The organism is Paenibacillus sp. AN1007, assembly GCF_040702995.1.
Classification (GTDB): domain Bacteria; phylum Bacillota; class Bacilli; order Paenibacillales; family Paenibacillaceae; genus Paenibacillus.
This window is the reverse complement of the sequence record NZ_CP159992.1, coordinates 2,926,141-2,945,720: the sequence shown is the minus strand read 5'-3', so window position 1 is coordinate 2,945,720 and position 19,580 is coordinate 2,926,141. Positions and strand designations below refer to the sequence as shown.

The following is a 19,580-nucleotide window of genomic DNA, read 5'->3' as shown; positions in this document are numbered from 1 at the left end:
CGATCAGGAGGGACGAGTGATGGAGGAAAAGTTTTTGCAGGAAGACAGACGGGAGTATACCGACGTGTCCACCGTAGAGTCGCAGCGAAATGACATTACGCTTGAAGAGTTTCCGGAAGGCCCTTACGGTTCGTCTTTGCTGTCCGAGTCACTTGGGAAAAGCTCCCCGTGGCGGGTGGATCAGAGGACTGCGCACCGTTTTGATTATGAAAATCATGAGCTGCATGAGGGTGAGGTTCGGGACTACCCTGGACAGGATGTCTTTGATGAAACGATACCCGATGACGTGCACGAGCCCCAGTACCCTGGCAAAATGTAATGAAGTTTCTTTACTTCCGCCTTAATAAAGCCTCTGACGAGATCCTCTCGGACAGGGGCTGTTTAGTTTTGAAGCGTATTGGTTATCATTGGATGGACAAATAATGGATGAATGCGTTCGCTGGCACAGCAATTTTGAAAAAAGTTGTTTACTTCCGTACCGAAATTTTGATATTATAGTCGCAATATCAAATGCATTGACGAGACGAGTAGATAAAAATCATTCTTTCATCAGAGAGCCCCGGTAGCTGAAAAAGGGCAGAGAAACTTTTATCGAAGAAAGACTCTGAGCAGCACATCGGAATCCGGCTACGCTGGAGGATGTTGTGACAGGAGCTCCTGTTATAGAGCTGGAGTATAAAACGGATGAAGACAGCATCTCGATTAGTTGAACTTTTATTTTACACAACCACGGAGTACTCGTGTAAATGATAATGATCTCAACTTATACAAGACAGCTTGGTCATCCTTCACATACTCGAAGAGGTGAATATGGTGACATATTTGCGAATCTGGGTGGTACCACGAGTGTTCAATCTCGTCCCTGAGACAATGTCTTGGGGATGGGATTTTTTGGTTTTTTCAGAGCTGTGACTTACACGCTTTGAAACAGCTTGAATAGTGTGAATGATAAGGGGAATGTAAGCTTCCAGAATCCCATGTACGATGACAAAACAAAGACAGAACCAAGACACAAAACAGATGATCTAACTTAAATCGAAAGGAAATGATGATTCCATGTCAGCAAAATTAAAAGTCGGTATTGTCGGAGGAACAGGAATGGTGGGTCAGCGCTTTGTAGACCTGCTGGATCAGCATCCTTGGTTTGAAGTAACAGCAATTTCAGCAAGTGCCAATTCGGCAGGCAAAACGTACGAAGAATCCGTGCAGGGACGATGGAAGCTGGCAGTTCCGATTCCTGAGCCGGTGAAAAACATTGTAGTGCAGGATGCATCTCAGGTTGAAGCTTTTGCGAGTCAGGTTGATTTTATTTTCTGTGCTGTAGATATGAAAAAGAATGAAATTCAGGCACTTGAAGAGGCTTACGCCAAAACGGGTACACCTGTCGTATCGAACAACTCCGCTCACCGCTGGACCGCTGACGTGCCGATGGTAGTGCCTGAGATTAATCCGGGTCACTTGGCTGTCATCGAAGCTCAGAGAAAACGTCTGGGTACAGCGACAGGATTCATCGCTGTCAAACCAAACTGCTCCATTCAGAGTTATGTGCCAGCACTGCATGCTCTGCGTGAGTTTAACCCGACACAGGTTGTTGCCTCAACATATCAAGCGATCTCTGGAGCAGGTAAAAACTTCACGGACTGGCCAGAGATGCTCGATAACGTTATCCCGTACATTGGCGGAGAGGAAGAAAAAAGTGAGCAGGAACCGCTTCGCATCTGGGGGAGTGTAGAGAACAACCAGATCGTTAAAGCATCCGCACCACTCATTACGACGCAATGTATCCGTGTACCGGTTACGGATGGACATCTGGCAACGGTATTTGTGAATTTTGAGAAAAAACCGAGCAAAGATGAAATTCTTGAACGCTGGCTGCAGTTCAAAGGCCGTCCGCAGGAGCTGGCGCTGCCTAGTGCTCCGAAACAGTTTATTACGTACTTTGAAGAAGAGAACAGACCACAGACGAAGCTGGATCGTGATATCGAGCGCGGCATGGGCGTATCCACTGGTCGTTTGCGTGAAGACACCCTGTATGACTACAAATTCGTGGGACTGTCCCACAATACACTGCGCGGAGCAGCAGGTGGAGCTGTCCTGATTGCCGAACTGCTCAAAGCCGAAGGGTACATTCAACCGAAATAACCGAAATAAATTTAAACGTATATTACAGCTGCAGTGAAGCATCAGCATGAGAAACGCCGACATTTTGTCGGCGTTTTTTGCCTGTTAGTGGGTTGGCTGCACTGGATACGGGCGGGAGTTTGTTTATGAACTTGGATGATCAGGAAGTGGCCAAGCTGCTCGGAAATCTGCACCCAGTTGTCATGCTGCCGATGTTTTATCTGAATTACGCAGGAGCTGTGAACGCTTGCCGAGCAAGTACCCTGAGAGGGACGCGAGCATTTGCTGAAATACCATACCTAGGACAACCGGAACCGCAACAGGCGGTGGAAAATAGGTAACCGCAAGAACGGCACCTGCGCTAATGTTACGCATGCCCCCGTTAAAGACAAGAGCCACCTGATCGGCTTCATTCCAGCCTAGCCATTTTGCAATGAAATAACTGAGTGCGTAGCCGAAGGAGGCCAGAAATACAATAATGACCGCCAGCCCAGCCAGTCGCCAATTGAAATCGGCTAGATAAGGGGCGACAACTGAACCATTAATGGCAACAACCGAAGCCATAAACAGTTTGGACAAGGGATTAAGCCGAGGCCCCCATACAGGCACGATGCCGCCTTTAGTCCATTCATTAAGGAGCATACCCAGCAGAGAAGGGAAAACAATCATCCAGAACAGACTGCTCATCATAGCTACCGTATCGAGTGTGACGCTTGTGCCAACAAGCAGGGATAACACGCCTGGCACAACAAAAGGAGCCAGCAAGGTATCGATTAAAATAATGGAAAGCGTAAGCGCAATATTCCCCCGGTAGATACTTACCCATATAAAACTGCTAATGCCTGTTGGAATCACCGCAGCGAGAACAAGTCCTGTGATGGTATAAGAATCGGTTGGAAACACGAGATGACCCATGCCCAGCGCAATAAGAGGCATTGCCAAATGTAAGATCAGAAGGCAAACAAACAGCGGAAAAGGCTTTTTTAAGACATTAACAAAGTCTCGTACGCTCAGACTAATACTGCCCGCAAAAGTCATGAAGGCAAATAGCCAAGGCGACAAGTACGTGTAAGATGATAAAAAACTGCCGCATAAAACACCAATGATAATACTGACGGGGGTGATCAGTGGCATAATGCGGTTCAAGCGTTGATTTAAGGCCTGAAGCATAATGGTGACATCCCCTTATTGTGTGATTCTCCTATTATACATCGTAATGCGCGGGCATGCAGGCTGATTTGCAATCTCGCTTTATGAACAAGTATCATAAAATAATGAATCATTATTCTGAATGAAGAAAGGGAGATGATCATGCCCAGGCGAAAAAGAACTCACAAGATTATGCTGCCAGTAATGATGGCATCCAGTCTGCTGCTGTTGTCGGCTTGTTCTATTGTAGAGCAGGCGAATCAAAGTTTGAATTACGTAAGCGGTGCGACGGATTATATCGAACAAGTATCGAGTGCTGGAAACGAGCTGCAGCAGCTCGCAGCGGACGCAGTCAATAACCCGGATCTGACGGGTCAGATTCAAGAGAAAATCGATCAGATTCAGGCGGAAGCTGCAGCGTTTTCCGAGATGAGTGCACCTGCGATCGGAGAAAATATCCATGAGAATCTGGTTGGTTATAACAACCAGCTGACAGAGGTCGTTAATCAATTCGAGACAACGATTGCTGAGCAGGGCATTACTGCAGAGAATTGGGAGCAAACCGGAATTCCTGAATTGATCAACAACATCAACAGTTTGAAGGACCCGCTGAGTGGTTTGCAGCAGGAATAATCGTTTAATTTATATAATAAGTGCAGCCTTCCGTTTCCTTGAGAAGAATTGAAGAATTAAAAAGCAAGGGATTCATAAGACGGGTACTCTTTGACAAGACTGCTCGTCTTTTTGCATATTTAATCCTAAATAAGAAAAACTACATATCGTGCGTTACACGCATTTAATTGAATTGTTACGTTCATTCATTCAATAGTTTACTCCTCAAATGGATGGCAGGCTGCTGTAACGATTCAATAACATTTCATGCAGACATCTGCTAATCCCACCGGTTTGACAAAAGAGTACCAGATTAGTATGATTATGTTGTATTTAAATTATAGTAACTAACTTTTATTTACCTAGCACCAAATATATTCAGCGAAGGAGATCTGCGTTATGTCCGAGCATGCGGGAAAAGTCATTGTTATCACAGGTGGAGCAAGCGGAATCGGAAAAGAAACAGCACTGCAGCTGTCCGCACAGGGAGCAGCGATCGTTGTCGCGGATTTTAACGAAGAGGGAGCCAACCAGGTTGCGACTGAGATTGAAGCAGCGGGTGGCAAAGCCGGAGCTTATAAAGTCGATGTGTCCAAAGGGGATGAGATTAAAGCTTTGATTGACTGGACTGTCGAAAAATATGGAACATTCAGCGGTATTTTCAACAATGCCGGTATCGGTCTTGTAAAGCCGTTTCTGGAAATGGACCCGGAATCCTATCACAAGGTTATTGATGTGGATCAACATAGCGTATACTACGGCATGTATTACGGTGCGAAGAAAATGGTTGAATTAAACGTGCAAGGCACGATTGTTAATACAGCTTCGATCTATGGAAGCGTGGCAGCTGTCGGCAGCTTCAACTACAATGCGGCGAAAGCAGCAGTAGTGATGATGTCCAAATCGGGTGCACTCGAATTGGCTGAGCACGGCATTCGTGTTCTCGGGGTTGCGCCTGGCTTCATTGAAACTCCGATTCTGGGGAATGACAAAGCCATGAAGGATGCATTGGCCACTCAACATATGCGCGGAGAGTTGATCCAGCCGGAAAAAGTGGCAAGTGTAGTTACGTTTTTGTTCAGTGATGCTGCGAGCGCAATGAATGGCACAACGGTGGCGGTTGATGATGGTTTTCTCAGCTTCAAAACAAAATAAATGCGTCAAAATATAAAAAGGGGCTGTCTCAAAAGCCTTTAAAAACGAACATAGGTGCAGAGAATTAACACCGATCCGTCCAAACGGGACCAAGCAGAGGTTTATCCTGCTTGGTCCCGTTTACGTTTTTCTGCCATTGTTGCTTTTTTGAGCGGATTGTGGGCAAGACAAAGCCACCCGACCTCCAGGCTTACTTTTTGCAAGCCACGAATCAGGAATCTTCGAAATCCCCGATTTTTTTGATCTGTCCAAACACGATTTCAGGCTCGATCATGCGCCGAACGGAAAGCATATATCCTTCCTCACTGCACTGGTGTTCCCTCATCTCCTTTTTTTGCCGCATGCAGGTCAGGCTGATCGCAATCTCCCGGTCGCCTTTTGCCTTGGTGCATGTGGCTTTCAGTGGGCACTGGCTGCAAGTTGGACGGAAGAACTTTTTTCGTCAACTTTTTTATCTGTTAGTGAGTAGAGGAACTTCCGCTTTCGTTTGACGATCCGTCATATGAAAAAGTTGTAGACGGTGATTATGTATTCAGTAGTCGTCGCACATCTATAATTCAACAACTCAACCCCTCACTCTTATAGATAATTATATCGTCAGAACTTAGTTGATGCTGGTGTGTTAATTGTTTTTTCGGTTTTAATGTTACAGGACGAGCTGAGGGAGTGCATGCCAAGTCAGCATTCAAAGATGTATCAATTGAAGACCGGGCCTGCAGCCCGATTTGCGGGGCGATGAATGGGGGGGATTAATGGATTTAATAGGGTAAGTTTTAACTCAACCTACCCCCACCGACTGACCGGTCTCTTTAATATACTTCACGGGTCTGACGCTTGAATATTTCGTTCTATACAGGTTTTTTTATGTCAACTATAATAATGCTATAATTCGTAACAAGCTGGCTCGTTCATAGCGACATCAGAAATCAAATACGGGGGAATGGGATATGAACAGGTTGCTTCATCGGTTATCCTTCAAGCAACGGATATGGTACTCTTTCGTAACACTTATGACTATGGCTATTGCCGCGACCGGATGGATTTCGTATACTATTTCCTCCCGGGTTGTTGAACAGAATGCGCTTCAGCTGCGCCAGGATACGATCAACAAGTCGGCTCAGGTTCTTGACGAGAAACTGAAGAAGATCGTCCTGTCGATCTTGTCGCTAAAGATGAGCGATGCCTATCAAGCCATCCTTCGAGATGTATCTTCCAATGATTCAAGACGCTACTATGCCCGTCTTACTGCCCTCCAGCCGATTTTGGCACAACTCAAGTTCAATGACAACTTTATTCAGTCGATCCTCCTGGTTACGCCAATCGGCGATTTTTATCCCACTAATTACATGCGGCATAGCGAATACTCTTTTTATGAATCTGATATATACAGGCAGATCCAGGCGAGCAATCGCGATATCTGGGTTACAGGACATGAAGATCGTTTATTTTACGGTAATGATCAGGTCATTTCTTTGGTGCTGGATGGTTCCGGCTCTTCACCGCTGGATAACGTGTACATCGTGGTCAATATCAAGGTGAAGGATTTGCTGAATTTAATTGTCAGCGAGATTAGCCGCCCTACAGGATTCTCCTTAATTGATGACAGGGGCAATTCGGTATTTGGAAGCGCTTCATATACCTCGGGTTCTACAGGGAATTCCTCGGATTTTCTTACCCAATTCACTGCTGACAAGAAGGGGAACTTCGTCAGCGAGTTGAACCGTGATGAATATTTGGTCAATTACGCCCGGCTTGAGATGGGCAAGAATTGGCTGTTGTACGATATGCAATCGAAGCGGGAGGTGCTAAAACAGGTTGAATGGATCAAGTGGACGACGCTTTTCCTCATCCTTGGTTCTATGTTTCTCGTTCTTTTAACTTCAAATGTAATCACCAAGCTCCTGTTGCGTCCGCTCGGCCGTCTGCAGAAGCTGATGGCACGGGTAGAGAACAACGATCTGAATGTAAGGTTTCACAGTAAATACAAGGATGAGGTGTCGCAGGTCGGCATGCGGTTCAATTTCATGCTGGACGAGATTAAAAAGCTGATCAAGGAAGTCAAGGATCGCGAAGAGGAGAAGCGTAGGGCAGAGATCAAGGCCTTGTCAGCCCAGATGGAGCCGCATTTCCTGTACAATACGCTAAATACGATCTACTGCAAGTCGATTCTTGGAAATAACGATGATGTGAATGAGATGATTCTGGCGTTGTCCTCGATGTTCCAGCTTGGACTCAGCCAGGGCCGGGATATTGTACGGATAGAGGATGAATTGTCTCATGTCCGCTACTATCTGATGCTGCAGCAACAATGCTACGAGGGACGCTTTGAATTCCGGATTGATGTGGAGGATGAGACAATCCTGTCGTACTCCATCCCGAAGCTGACGCTGCAGCCGTTAGTGGAGAACACGATTCTGCACGGCTTCCGGGATATCGAGGAGGGTGGATTCATTCTGATCGAGTTAGGTCATTCTAGTGATAGAGATATGCTGCGCATCGCGGTAGAGGACAATGGGGTCGGTATGGATTCGGAGAGACAGAGGCCATTGCTGCCGGAGCCGCCGATGTCTCATAAAGGGTACGCATTACGCAACATCAAGGACAGGCTTCGGCTGTATTATGGACAGGTTGCATCCGTTCAATTCGTCAGCAAGCAGGGCCAGGGCTGCAGAGTGGAATTAATGATCTCGATGCACAAGGAGGAGATGACTGATGGCTACATTGGACCGGACGGTACCCGCGCTGTATGAGCTGTGTGTGATTGATGACATCCCAAGTACCGTAGAGGTGATCGCCGCAAAGATTCCATGGGATCGTTACAGCATTAAGGTCACAGGTACTGCGAAAAATGGGGACGAAGGCATCAGGCTCATCGAACAGACACGTCCGGATATTATCATTACCGATATCCGGATGCCCAAAATGGATGGCTTGGAGATGACGCGCAGGATTCTGGAGATTCACCCGCATTGCAAGATTATCATTCTGAGCGCTTATACGGACTTTGAATATGCCAAACAGGCTATTCGGCTTGGGGCGTTCGACTTCGTGAAGAAGCCTTTCTCCATTCAGGATATTACGAAGGCTGTGCTCGACGCCAAGGCGTTGCTTGAGCGAGAAATTGAACGGAAGCTGCAGATTCAGTGTATGGAACGCAAGGTGGATGAGAGCCTACCGCTGCTCCGTCAGGAATATATGGGCAGACTGCTCAGACATGAGACTAAGCCGGAGGATGCCAAGCGGTATTGGGAGGAAATGCAGGCGGGAGACAAGCCGGAACTGCTCACCGTTTTCCTCATCGAGAGCGATAGCTTCCAGTACCTGTCGCAGCCTCACCATGATATCGAAGTTTCCCGATATACGTTGCAGCAGATTCTCATGGATACCATCGGCCAGGGAAATCAAGGACTTGTCTGCCGAGATGGCCCGAACTGCTATGCAGGTATTATACGCTGTGCGGAGCTGATGGAGCTAAGGCAGCTTGCCGAGGAATGCTGTGCCAACATCGCGTCCGGCACCAAGTTCTCAATTTCGATTGGTATCGGGAAGGCTGTTAGCGAGCTTCATGAGCTTCCTGAGTCATACAAGTCGGCGATGAGAGCGCTTGCTAGTCATATTCATGAGGAGGGAAACACGGTCTTTGATGATCTGAATACCCCACAGCAGGGGGAGGTTTATCCGCGATACGCGGTAGAACTGGAGCAGAAGCTGCTCCTTGCATTGCGCTCGGGAAACATAGAGCAGTCTTTGAGTGTGCTGGAGCACATCTTTAACGATATGCACCGGATCCACCCGCTGCCGGGTCCCATGTACCTCAGAAGCTTGTATTTTGAACTGGCGTTTGTTGTTCTGCGTGCCCTGTACGAGTGGGTACCGCAAACAGTCATGCAGCCATTCCATCAGGCGATTCGAGGCCGGGACGGCCAGGGAGAGTTAACCATTAAGTATTTTCAACAGCTGCTTAAGGACATGTGCAGCGCAGGCTGCGACTGGATCGAACGGGAGCGGACGAGCGATACCGAGAGGCTGATCTATCGGTCGACGGAGTATATCCGGGCCCATCTGCATCTGGACCTTACGGTCGAGTATTGCGCCAGACAGGTGAGTCTGAGCGGGGGCTACTTTGCCAGTCAGTTCAAAAAGCATACAGGTCTAACCTTCAACCAATTTGTGACGAATGAGCGGATTGAGCGGGCCAAGCTGCTGCTGATCGAGAATTATCAAGTGCAGGAAATTGCGCTGTCGCTTGGCTATGAGCATAGGCGTTACTTCAGCGACGTGTTCAAACGAGTGACGGGGCAGACCCCCTCCGAATTTAGGGATGTTTACATGGGACAGAGATAAAGGGCGAATTTCTGCCCTTTATCTTTGTTTTGCCCCATGTTGAGCGTCCCTTTATTTATTTACAATAATAGCAGACACCTAGAAATCACATAGGGGCGCAAGAATAAGAGGAGGTTATCTCATATGAAGAAAAGTATGGCAATGTTCCTGGGGTTGGTATTATTGGTTGGCCTTACCGCCTGCAGCAGCAGCGCTTCCAATGGGGCGAGTTCAGATCAGCCATCTCAGAGTGCGGGAGCTGGGTCCGAGGAGAAGACGAAGATTTCGTATTGGACAGTTGATCGTCATGACTCGGATTATATCAAGCAAAAGATCGATGAATTCAATGCCACCAATAAGGACAATATCGAAGTTGAGTATGTGGTGAAAGCGGATGATTACGCGCAAGCGCTCGATTTATCCTTTACGGCTAATCAGGCTCCCGATGTATTCCGGGTCAAAGAAGGCACGATTCAGATGTACTACAAAAAAGGCTACATGGCCCCGATCGACAAGTATTTGACGGAAGAACAGAAACAGGAGTTTATGGCCATGGCCGACTTGAATCAATTTGACGGCAAAATGTACAGTCTTCCAAACTACGGAAATACGATGCGCCTTATCTATAACAAGGATCTCTTTGAAAAGGCGGGTATTCAGAACCCGCCGACATCGCTCGCGGAGATGGTAGAAGACGCAAAGCTGCTGACGGAAGCCGGGAAGGATATTGGTGCATATGGTTTTGCGCTGCCTTTTAAGAGTCCAAACAGTGCCTGGGATCGTTCGGCGAGAGTGATCGCAGAAATGAGCGGCTTCGGCGGCTTCGGTTTCGACTTCAAGACAGCCCGCTACGATTTCGCCGGCTTTAAGGAAATCGCCAAGGCTTTCAAGCAGATGTACGACGACGGAAGCACTATCCCGGGAATGGAAGCACTGGATATTGACCCGCTGCGTGCACAATTCGCGGAAGGCAAGATCGGCATGTATCTATCCTACTCTTCCGAACCGGGCGTTTACAAGACACAATTCCCTGCCAAGATCGATTGGGCTGCGGCACCTGCTCCGACGATCGACGGCACAGTGAAAGGGGCCTCGGGCTTCCTGGGCGGACAGTGGCTGGCGATTAGCGCGGCTTCCGACAAAAAAGACGCTGCCTGGAAATTTATCAATTATATGTACGGAGATCAGATCCTGCAGGACTATCATGAACAGGGCTATGGCATCTCGATGGTGTCCAGCATTATCGACAAGGCGAAGCAGCCGGATCTCAAAGGTATTGAAGGCTTCTTGCCTAACAAGAATGACGGCGTATGGCCCATCAAGCCAACGGTAAATGTAGAGGGATCTGGCTATCAGGAAACATTCTTTAAGTACATGCTCCAGGGCGGCGATCTGGACAAGGACGTCGAATCTTTGAATAAGCGCTACAATGCGGCGCTAGATAAAGCGATCGAGACTGGGGACGTGAAGATTGAAGCTGATCCGGACTTTGATCCGGCGAAACTTGGTGGCGCTTTCGCTCAATAATTGATGCGGGGCCGGTCGGGGGAAAGCAGGCGGCTCCAATTTGTTCAAAGCTAACGCCATGGCGAAAATGAATCGTGTTAGGAGGCAAAGCCTGTGAGAAAGCTGCAGCAGAAGCTCCCGGGTTTCTGGTTCTCGCTGCCCAGTCTGGTGCTTACGTTGATATTTAGCGTGTATCCGATCGTCTGGGCTATGCGATATATGTTTTACGATTACAAAGGTTACGGTACGGAGCGTTTCGTCGGGCTCGATAACTTCGTCCGGCTGTTGTCGGACGAAGCGTATTGGAACTCAGTTGTCAATACATTCGTCTATGCGGGCGGCAAACTGGTAATTACGCTGCCGCTTGCGCTAATCCTGGCGGTTATTTTGAACCGGGGGATTCGAGGTAAAGGCTTTTTGAGGTCGGTTTATTTTCTGCCAACCATCATAAGTGCTTCGGTTATGTCAGTCGTATTTTTTACTGTTTTCAACTCGTACAACGGTGTGCTTAATCAATTACTCGTACGTTTCGGAATTGTGGAACGGAATATCGATTGGCTCGGCGTCGATAAAGCCATGCTGACCGTGATCCTGATTGCGGCCTGGGGCGCGATAGGCAACTATATGCTGCTGTTAATCGCCGGATTGCAGAGCATCCCGGATGACATATATGAGAGTGCTTCGCTGGATGGTGCAAATGCTTGGCAGAAGTTCATCTATATGACGATTCCGATGCTGGGTCCAGTGCTTCAGATGGTCATTATGCTTGCCATTATCAACTCCTTGAAGGGCTATGAGAGTATTATGGTACTTACTGAAGGTGGCCCGATCGGAAAAACTGAGGTTATGTTCATGTATGTCTACAAGCTCTTTTTCCCGATCTCTACGTCGAGCAATTCTGTGGAGCAACAGCTTGGTTACGGAAGTGCGGTAGGATTCACAACGGCTCTAATCGTCGGTGCAGTAACTCTGTTTTACTTCAGGTTATCGAAAAGCTTGAATCGAGTCCATTAATGTATTTGGCTGCTAGCTACTATAACAGTGCGCGGTGTAATTGGAGGTATACAAATGACTACTAAAACCATAAAGCTTCGACAATCGGAAACGTCTGCCGTAACTTCCCGTTCCCTGGTCTCGATACTGGCCCAAGTCGCATTATGGGGGTTCCTGGTAATCATGGCGGTATTGATTCTGTTTCCGATTGTGATTGCCTTTCTTGGATCGTTTAAATCGAATGCCGAATTAACCGCTGGCGCGACATTTCTGCCGAAGGCGTGGCATCCCTCAAACTATGCGGATGTTTGGAAGCTGGCGAACTTCTCCAGATATACCTGGAACAGTGTGTTCGTTTCGGTCTTCGCAACAATTGGCACACTTCTTGTCGCATCGCTTTCGGCCTATGCGGTTGACCGAATGGATTTTATCGGCAAAAAGTTCTACGTGGGCCTGCAAGCCTCCACGATGTTCATTTCCATCGGCGCCGTGGTACTGCGTCCGCAATTTGAGCTCATGGTGGGCCTGAATTTACAAACGTCGCTGTGGGCAGTAATCATCATCCTTGTCAGCGGGCACGCTTCAACCTACTTTATACTGGTCAGCTTCATGCGGGGTATCCCGAGAGAATTGGATGAAGCGGCCATGATTGACGGCTGTTCCCGGCTGTGGATCTATTCGCGGATTGTCCTACCTCTGCTGGCTCCGGGTCTTGGGGTAGCCGGGTTGTTCACCTTCCGGCATGCCTGGAACGAGTATATCCTACCGCTCGTCTTCACGATGAGCCAGCCGAATCTTCAAGTGCTCACTGTCGGCCTGGCCAGCCTGCGTTACGGAATATCCGCAGCTTCCCAGACCCACTACATGATGGCGGGGGCCGTCCTGTCTATGCTGCCTATGCTGGTTGCTTACGTGGTGGCAAACAAGTCGTTCATGCAGATGACGGCCGGCTCGATTAAGGGCTAGAGGCCGATGGAGAATACGATGAACCATATTCGGCTGAATCAGCTTCTCAAGAGCGCAGCGGACCCCGCCTTCCGGGACGCGATGGAACAGCTTGGAGCACGAGTCAAGGAGGCAGGGCTGATCGGTTATGAAATAAGTGCTGGGGAACGGGGGCAATGGTCTCATTATTACTACTGTCCCCTTGACGGGACGAAGCTTGGCTTTGATTGGTCTCTTCCCGATGCCCATAAGTGCCTGGCCTGCGGCACAGTATGGCAGGGCGAACCTTATGATGGTGCATGGGTCACGCTGGCGAATGCCAAGATCGGGAGGATGATGCGGGATGTGGCACTACACAGTCTGATTCATGGAGAGGATGACGCATTCAGCCAGGTCAGGGAGGTTCTGCTGCGGTATGCCCGGTACTATACGGGCTACGAGATTCACGGAAACATCCCCTATAATGGTCCGGGCAAGCTGTTCGCACAGACACTGGATGAGGCCCATTGGATCATCGATCTGAGCTACGCCTATGCTTTCGTTCATAACAGGCTAGAGCCTGAAGATCGTGAGTCCATCCGGGAGAGACTGCTGCGGCCATGCGTCGAATTTCTCACCATGTACAGGGAGCGGCAAATTCACAATCATGCTATTCTGATTACCTCGGCCATAGGCATTGTGGGATTTCTGCTTGGAGATGAAGTGCTTCTGAACAGCAGTTTGTACGATCCTTTTGGCTTATATGATCAATTGGCTTACGGCGTGCTGGAGGACGGCCTTTGGTATGAGGGGAATTTCCACTACCATTATTACGCCTTCGACTCGCTGCTGAAATACGCCATTCTGGTCGAAGGCACCCAGTGGGATCTGTGTAAGCACCCTGCAATGAAGCGTTTGTTCGATTTTCCGCTGGGGTATCTGCTCCCAGACGGCACACTGCCCAATATCAACGATGCCAGCTTTGACAAAAAATTGGCGGATCTCGCTCCTTATTACGAGGTGGCATATGCCTGGTATGGATCAGAGCGTTACGCCGAACTACTGCGGCTTGCCTATGGTTATGAAACGACACTTGGGCTTTCATTTGCCCAAACCCGGCGTGATTCGTTCGAAGCACTGGCGTTCGGCCAGTCGCTGATAAGAACGAAGGGAGGGAGAGATCTGACGCAAATGCTTGTATCCGACAGGTCATCGGCAGCCAGTGGGTTGACGAAACTGGTCAACCGCAGAGGATGGCATGTACTGGTCAAGCACAGCACGTTCGGCGGGGAACATGACCATATGGACCGTCTTGGCCTCTCGTTCGGCACAGGCCGGGTGCCGATGTTTGTTGATCCGGGAACGACGGCTTACGGGGTGCCTGCCCACTACGGCTGGTTCAAACACACTTACGCGCATAATACGGTTGCGTTGAACGGTCAGGATCAGCCTCCGGCTGACGGAGAATGGGTTCAATACCTCCGGGAATCCTGGGGGAGCCTCATCGAGAGCCGGGTTAGTTGGATCGGTGAACCCGTATCTTACCGAATGAAGGACTTCATCTTGCTTCCCAAAGAAATGTGCACATGGGATGCCGGCGCATACCGTGGCACCTGTATTCGGCGGATCAATATCCTCACGGAAGAGACCTTGCTGGATATTGTGAAAGTCAGCGTTTCCGCAAGCCGGGACATAGACCTGCTGTACCATATCAGCGGGACTCTGGAGGAGTCCGGAGCGCAGTGGCGATCCTGGCCTGGCAGGCTCTGTGCATTGTCAACCGAATGGATGGATGATATGCAGCACGGGGATCGCTATTCGGAAGCGTCGTATCGCTGGAAGGTGGGAGACGGAGAGCTGCTCCAGGCGAGTTGGTGCTCAGAGGTGATCGAACCATTTCTGGCCCGGACGCCCGATATTCCAATGAGCGGCAGCCGCCAGACGCTCTGCCAGCGGGTGCAGAGCGGAGGTGCTCGAGAGGTCGTATTTGTGAGCGCTTTCAGATATCATACGGAGGACGAATTAAATCTATCTTCCGAAAACGAGGGCTTAAGGACGATGAAAAGGTTGTCCTTTGAGGTAACTGACTGCGGCGCAGGAGAATTTCTGATTCGATTAGGCACGAGGGGCAAGAAACAGGTATGGAGACTGCTGTGGTCTGACCAGGCAGCGGTTGTTGAGCTAACGAATTAGGATAATAGGATATGCATTACTTGATTTCCAGACTTATAAGACGATGTCGTGAAAGGATGGATTTTACATGGTCACAGAACCAATTCCGGCGCTGCCGGACAAGCGGCGAATCAAAAGCGCTATCGAAGACGCCGTAGCCAAAGTGAAGGCGAATTTGCAGCGGCACGGCGGAGATTTTCCCCATATCGGAATGGGAAGGAATAAAGAGTATGACTGGGGTTCGAATGAGGACTGGATCGAAGGTTTCTACACCGGACTTGTATGGCTCTGTTATGAGTATGACGGTGATCCTTACTTCAGGCAGCAAGCCGAGCTGCAGGTGAACGACTTTGCAGCACGGCTTGAGGCGAAGGTGCTGCTGGATCATCATGATATTGGATTCCTGTATGGTCCTTCCGCCTTTGCCGGTTGGGTAGTTACAGGTAATGAGGCTTTCAAGTCACTCACGCTGCGTGCGGCCGATCATCTGCTTGGCAGATGGAGAGAGACTGCGGGAGTCATTCAGGCCTGGGGACCGGAGGGTGATCCGGAGAATGGAGGACGGATCATCATCGATTGTCTGATGAACCTACCCTTGCTGTATTGGGCGGGGTCCATGACGGGGAATGACAGATATGCGGTTATTGCAAAGGCACATGCGGAAAAGGCTCGCCGTTTTCTCGTAAGAGGGGATGATTCGTCGTATCATACGTTCTATTTTGACCCACACGACGGAGGGGCCATTCGTGGGGGGACCCATCAGGGCTTCCGGGACGGCTCGACATGGACGCGGGGTCAGGCATGGGGTATCTATGGTTTCGCTCTTTCCTATCGCTATACCGGCGATCCGGATTATCTGGAAACGTCGAAGCGAATGGCCCGCTATTTTATCGAGCGCATCCCCGAAGATGGAGTGGTCTATTGGGATTTCGACGTCCCCGTTGACAAGGATACCATCCGGGACAGCTCCGCCTCGGCCATTGCGGCATGCGGCTTGCTGGAGCTGCTGTCCCTACTGGAACCGGATGACGAGCTGCGGCCACAGTTGCAAGCCGCTTTATACCGGACGATGGAAGCTCTGACGGGAGCATTTTCGACCATTGGACATCCGGAGGCGGAAGGACTGATCGACCACGGCTCCTATTATGTAAGAGGTGATCTGGGACTCGACGGCTATATGATATGGGGCGACTATTATTATCTGGAAGCGTTGATGCGGATCTGGAATGGTATACCGGGTTACTGGTATGAGCGTCCACAGGCGGACAATGCTGCGGTTCTGTAATCTGGAAGCAAGCTATGCCAGGCCATGGCAGTCTAAACGTACAGCTAGTTAGAATTCGAAACCGGGAGGCTGATGTGAGGTGAGAAGAACGATTTCATATATAAGCTTGTTTGTTCTTATTTTTTCGCTGTTCGGTACCATAGGAAGCGCTTTACCCCGAGTGATGGCCGCTGATGAATTCGATACGCTCAGAGAAAAGTGGAAGACTGTGCTCACAGGCGATTCGTTTGCAGACATTGAGGATCCCGACATTGCCAACCAAATTGGACTCACTGTTAGCGTGGTACAAAATGACGAAGGGACCGGCTTCTGGGATACGCTCCAAACGGGCTCGAACCAGACGAGCTGCGGTTGTCTATGGACGGATCTGACCAGCACAACAGTCTCTGCGGAAATCGTCTATCAATATAACCGGATCCGGTCAATGGCGCTGGCCTATGCGACAGTCGGAAGCAGTGATCCCGATTCACCGGCCTACAATCCGCTCTATGAGAACACCGCGCTGCGCGACGATATCATTGGAGCCTTGGACTGGATGTACGCGAACCGTTACAACCCCGATCTAACCATCTACAATAACTGGTATCACTGGGAGCTGTCCGGTCCAAGGGGACTGCTGGATGCTGTCGTGCTGATGTATGACGACTTAACCGAAGCGCGAATTACCAACTATATGAATGCAATCAACAAATTCACCCCTGATCCAAACCGGGCTCCCCAAAACAGCGCTACCGCTACCGGGGCAAATCGTGTGGAGAAAAGCTGGGTGGTTACACTTCGTGGCATTCTGATCAAAGATAGCGCGGCGGTCGCGCTTGGCAGAGATGGACTCAGCGACGCTACCACACTCTCAACCTCCACAAGTGGAGTGAATAACGTATTTTCCTATGTGAGTACAGGAGACGGCATGCATACTGACGGCTCGTTCATTCAGCATACCAAGCATCCTTACTTCGGCAATTATGGGACGACATACTTACAGTACATTGTCAATTTCGTCTACCTGCTGAATGGCTCCATTTGGGAAATAACAGACCCGGAAAGCGACAATCTGTATGAGTGGGTATATGACACCTATGAACCGGGGATCTACAACGGCTCGCTGATGTCCATGCTGCGTGGGCGAACCATCGCCTATTCCACCGCAGATGATCACTACTATGGTTTTGCTGCAATGCAATCGATCCTACTCTTAAGCTCCTTCGTGCCTGCATCCAATGCTAACGATTATCGGAGTATGGTTAAGGAATGGATTGAGAAGGATACGTACCGAAGCTTTATCAGCGGAGGTAACTCGATTTTCTACATCAAGCTGGCCAAGGAACTGATGAGTGATACTTCGACTGCCGCCCGGGGAGAACTCATCGGAAATATTGCTTTCCCTGAGTCCGATCGGTTCATACACCTTCGTCCGGGTATTGGCTTTGGGCTTGCGATGTCCTCCAGCCGGATTGCCCGGTACGAATCGATCAACGGGGATAATCTGCATGGCTGGCATATGGGCGACGGCATGACCTATATCTACAATCAGGATCTCAGTCAGTACGATGATAACTACTGGCCAACGGTCAATCCGTACAGGCTGGCAGGCACGACGGTGGATACGGGAACACTCGCCAATGCGGTCGGACAGAGTGCTACGACCAGGGTGAATTGGGTAGGCGGCGCAAGTGATGGAACGTATGGCATTGCTGGCATGCAGCTCGATCCATACGGTGGAACGCTGACCGGCAAGAAGTCCTGGTTCATGTTCGACGATGAGATTGTCGCCCTTGGAGCAGGAATTACAAGCACTTCGGGCAGAAAGATCGAGACGATTGTCGATAACCGCAAGCTGAATGGGACAGGAAGCAATGCCTTCGAGGTGAATGGAACGGCGCAATCCACCTCCCTTACGCAAGGAACACAGACGAATACCAGTGTGAATTGGATGCACCTTACAGGCAATACGGCCAGCGGATCGGATATGGGGTACTATTTCCCCGAAGCACCGACGGTGAAGACGCTGCGCGAGACGCGCACCGGCAAGTGGACGGATATCCACTCCAGCTCTCTGGCTACTGATACGCTGACGAACCGGTTCCAGACGATATGGTTCGACCACGGGACAGCATCCGGGGACACGGGCTATCAGTACGCCCTGCTTCCTAATCTAAGCACATCGCAGACGGCGGATTACGCGGCCAATCCGGATTACACAGTGCTTGAGAATTCAACAGAGGCACAAGCAGTGAAAGAGAACCATCTGAATCTGACAGCGGTGAACTTCTGGAATTCGGTTAGCAAAACCGTCGGCGGTATTACCAGTGACAGCAAAGCTTCTGTGATGTTAAAGCTGTCTGAGGCAGAGGCGGAGGTGACGGTATCCGATCCTACCCAGGCCAATACCGGAAGCATTCAGCTGGAGATCAACAGCAGCGCTTCGGGTGTACTCTCGGCCGATCCGGGGATTACCGTCACTCAATTAAGCCCAACGATTAAGCTCTCGGTTAATGTGAATGGCCAAAAGGGAGGTTCTCTGCATGTGAGGTTTGGCCTTACGCCCGGAAATGCCGGGGATCTGGCGGCGCCAGTGATTAGCGCCCTGTCTGGCGGGAAGGGTCAGGCGACTCTGAGCTGGGCACCTGTCAGCGGAGCGAGCGGATATCACATTAAATATGGCACTACACCGGGAGTCTATTCCTCCACGCTGGATGTAGGAACAGCCACAACAGGTACAGTTACAGAACTGTTGAATGGCACAACCTATTATTATGTGGTTGCCGCGTATAATACAGTGGGAGAGGGCGAGCCTTCGGCAGCTGTCCATCTGTTAAGTGCTCTGCCGGCTGCGGATGCTTACGTACGCGACGGTACGTATGCTGCTACCAATTACGGTACAGTGAATTCCCTGGTGGTCAAGAACAGCTCCAGCGGATATACGCGCACATCGTATTTACAGTTTGATGTGTCCGCTTTCAGCTCCCCAGTCTCGGAGGCCAAGATCAGGCTGGTGCCGACCTACGTTGGGGCGGCCAGTAATGTAAATGCTATAGCTGTAGCCACCGGGAATTGGACAGAGACGGATATTGTCTGGAATAACAAGCCTTCTACAGGCACGGTAATTGGCGATTGGACCGGAATGGCTGTGGGTGTTCCGGTGGAGATTAATGTGACTGCGCAGGTAAATGCTGCGATCACAGCCGGCGACTCGCTGTCGCTCACGGTATACAATCCTTCCAGTACAGGAAACAACGGAGACGTGGTTTATGGCTCCAAGGAACAGATGTTGGCTTCTGCCTGTCCCGTTTTGGCAATCATACAATAAGTAGAACGCGTCAAAAGGCATAGAACTGACCAA

General features: G+C 49.8%; 14 protein-coding genes and 1 other annotated feature. Of the genes, 12 read left to right on the top strand and 2 right to left on the bottom strand.

Annotated elements, in window-relative coordinates; translation table 11 throughout:
- Window positions 1-19: 19 nt before the first annotated feature.
- Both ABXS70_RS12950 and asd read left to right on the top strand, forming a co-directional pair.
- Window positions 20-319 carry a hypothetical protein gene (locus ABXS70_RS12950; RefSeq protein ID WP_342555852.1) on the top strand — a complete coding sequence of 100 codons (300 nt, stop codon included), beginning with the start codon at window positions 20-22 and terminating at the stop codon, window positions 317-319.
- Window positions 320-506: 187 nt separating this feature from the next.
- Window positions 507-867 (top strand) — a binding site (T-box leader).
- 189 nt (window positions 868-1,056) lie between these two features.
- Complete coding sequence (asd, locus tag ABXS70_RS12945; RefSeq protein WP_342555853.1) at window positions 1,057-2,142, top strand: aspartate-semialdehyde dehydrogenase; 1,086 nt, start codon at window positions 1,057-1,059, stop codon at window positions 2,140-2,142.
- A 180-nt stretch (window positions 2,143-2,322) separates the two neighbouring features.
- Here the strand turns inward: asd and ABXS70_RS12940 are convergent, their stop codons facing one another.
- Window positions 2,323-3,291, bottom strand: coding sequence for a bile acid:sodium symporter family protein (locus tag ABXS70_RS12940; protein ID WP_366296208.1), 969 nt, complete (start codon window positions 3,289-3,291; stop codon window positions 2,323-2,325).
- Window positions 3,292-3,432: 141 nt separating this feature from the next.
- Between ABXS70_RS12940 and ABXS70_RS12935 the strand changes: the two genes are divergently transcribed.
- Window positions 3,433-3,903 carry a DUF6376 family protein gene (locus ABXS70_RS12935; RefSeq protein ID WP_342555855.1) on the top strand — a complete coding sequence of 157 codons (471 nt, stop codon included), beginning with the start codon at window positions 3,433-3,435 and terminating at the stop codon, window positions 3,901-3,903.
- Window positions 3,904-4,281: 378 nt separating this feature from the next.
- A complete protein-coding gene (locus ABXS70_RS12930) occupies window positions 4,282-5,037 on the top strand; it encodes an SDR family NAD(P)-dependent oxidoreductase (protein WP_342555856.1) in 756 nt (251 codons plus the stop codon).
- Window positions 5,038-5,248: 211 nt separating this feature from the next.
- Here the strand turns inward: ABXS70_RS12930 and ABXS70_RS12925 are convergent, their stop codons facing one another.
- Window positions 5,249-5,440 carry a transposase gene (locus ABXS70_RS12925; RefSeq protein WP_342556321.1) on the bottom strand — a complete coding sequence of 64 codons (192 nt, stop codon included), beginning with the start codon at window positions 5,438-5,440 and terminating at the stop codon, window positions 5,249-5,251.
- Between the two features lie 544 nt (window positions 5,441-5,984).
- Between ABXS70_RS12925 and ABXS70_RS12920 the strand changes: the two genes are divergently transcribed.
- From ABXS70_RS12920 to ABXS70_RS12885, 8 genes are all read left to right on the top strand, one after another.
- Complete coding sequence (locus ABXS70_RS12920) at window positions 5,985-7,787, top strand: sensor histidine kinase (protein ID WP_366296205.1); 1,803 nt, start codon at window positions 5,985-5,987, stop codon at window positions 7,785-7,787.
- Window positions 7,750-9,381 (top strand): response regulator, encoded by a 1,632-nt coding sequence (locus ABXS70_RS12915; RefSeq protein WP_342555858.1) that lies wholly within the window; start codon window positions 7,750-7,752, stop codon window positions 9,379-9,381. Before ABXS70_RS12920 ends, ABXS70_RS12915 begins: the two co-directional genes overlap by 38 nt.
- Before the next feature lie 123 nt (window positions 9,382-9,504).
- The gene (locus tag ABXS70_RS12910) at window positions 9,505-10,887 is read left to right on the top strand and encodes an extracellular solute-binding protein (protein WP_342555859.1); all 1,383 of its coding nucleotides are present in this window, start codon (window positions 9,505-9,507) and stop codon (window positions 10,885-10,887) included.
- Window positions 10,888-10,980: 93 nt separating this feature from the next.
- The gene (locus tag ABXS70_RS12905) at window positions 10,981-11,880 is read left to right on the top strand and encodes a sugar ABC transporter permease (RefSeq protein ID WP_342555860.1); all 900 of its coding nucleotides are present in this window, start codon (window positions 10,981-10,983) and stop codon (window positions 11,878-11,880) included.
- Between the two features lie 162 nt (window positions 11,881-12,042).
- A complete protein-coding gene (locus tag ABXS70_RS12900) occupies window positions 12,043-12,825 on the top strand; it encodes a carbohydrate ABC transporter permease (RefSeq protein ID WP_342555861.1) in 783 nt (260 codons plus the stop codon).
- An 18-nt stretch (window positions 12,826-12,843) separates the two neighbouring features.
- Window positions 12,844-14,976, top strand: coding sequence for a heparinase II/III family protein (locus ABXS70_RS12895; RefSeq protein WP_366296202.1), 2,133 nt, complete (start codon window positions 12,844-12,846; stop codon window positions 14,974-14,976).
- 67 nt (window positions 14,977-15,043) lie between these two features.
- A complete protein-coding gene (locus ABXS70_RS12890) occupies window positions 15,044-16,240 on the top strand; it encodes a glycoside hydrolase family 88 protein (protein ID WP_342555863.1) in 1,197 nt (398 codons plus the stop codon).
- A 79-nt stretch (window positions 16,241-16,319) separates the two neighbouring features.
- Complete coding sequence (locus tag ABXS70_RS12885; protein ID WP_342555864.1) at window positions 16,320-19,547, top strand: polysaccharide lyase family 8 super-sandwich domain-containing protein; 3,228 nt, start codon at window positions 16,320-16,322, stop codon at window positions 19,545-19,547.
- Window positions 19,548-19,580 lie beyond the last annotated feature (33 nt).

Coding starts and splice junctions, on each gene's coding strand:
- ABXS70_RS12950 (WP_342555852.1), top strand. CDS start 20: ATGGAGGAAAAGTTTTTGCAGGAAGACAGACGGGAGTATACCGACGTG.
- asd (WP_342555853.1), top strand. CDS start 1,057: ATGTCAGCAAAATTAAAAGTCGGTATTGTCGGAGGAACAGGAATGGTG.
- ABXS70_RS12940 (WP_366296208.1), bottom strand. CDS start 3,291: ATGCTTCAGGCCTTAAATCAACGCTTGAACCGCATTATGCCACTGATC.
- ABXS70_RS12935 (WP_342555855.1), top strand. CDS start 3,433: ATGCCCAGGCGAAAAAGAACTCACAAGATTATGCTGCCAGTAATGATG.
- ABXS70_RS12930 (WP_342555856.1), top strand. CDS start 4,282: ATGTCCGAGCATGCGGGAAAAGTCATTGTTATCACAGGTGGAGCAAGC.
- ABXS70_RS12920 (WP_366296205.1), top strand. CDS start 5,985: ATGAACAGGTTGCTTCATCGGTTATCCTTCAAGCAACGGATATGGTAC.
- ABXS70_RS12915 (WP_342555858.1), top strand. CDS start 7,750: ATGGCTACATTGGACCGGACGGTACCCGCGCTGTATGAGCTGTGTGTG.
- ABXS70_RS12910 (WP_342555859.1), top strand. CDS start 9,505: ATGAAGAAAAGTATGGCAATGTTCCTGGGGTTGGTATTATTGGTTGGC.
- ABXS70_RS12900 (WP_342555861.1), top strand. CDS start 12,043: ATGGCGGTATTGATTCTGTTTCCGATTGTGATTGCCTTTCTTGGATCG.
- ABXS70_RS12895 (WP_366296202.1), top strand. CDS start 12,844: ATGAACCATATTCGGCTGAATCAGCTTCTCAAGAGCGCAGCGGACCCC.
- ABXS70_RS12890 (WP_342555863.1), top strand. CDS start 15,044: ATGGTCACAGAACCAATTCCGGCGCTGCCGGACAAGCGGCGAATCAAA.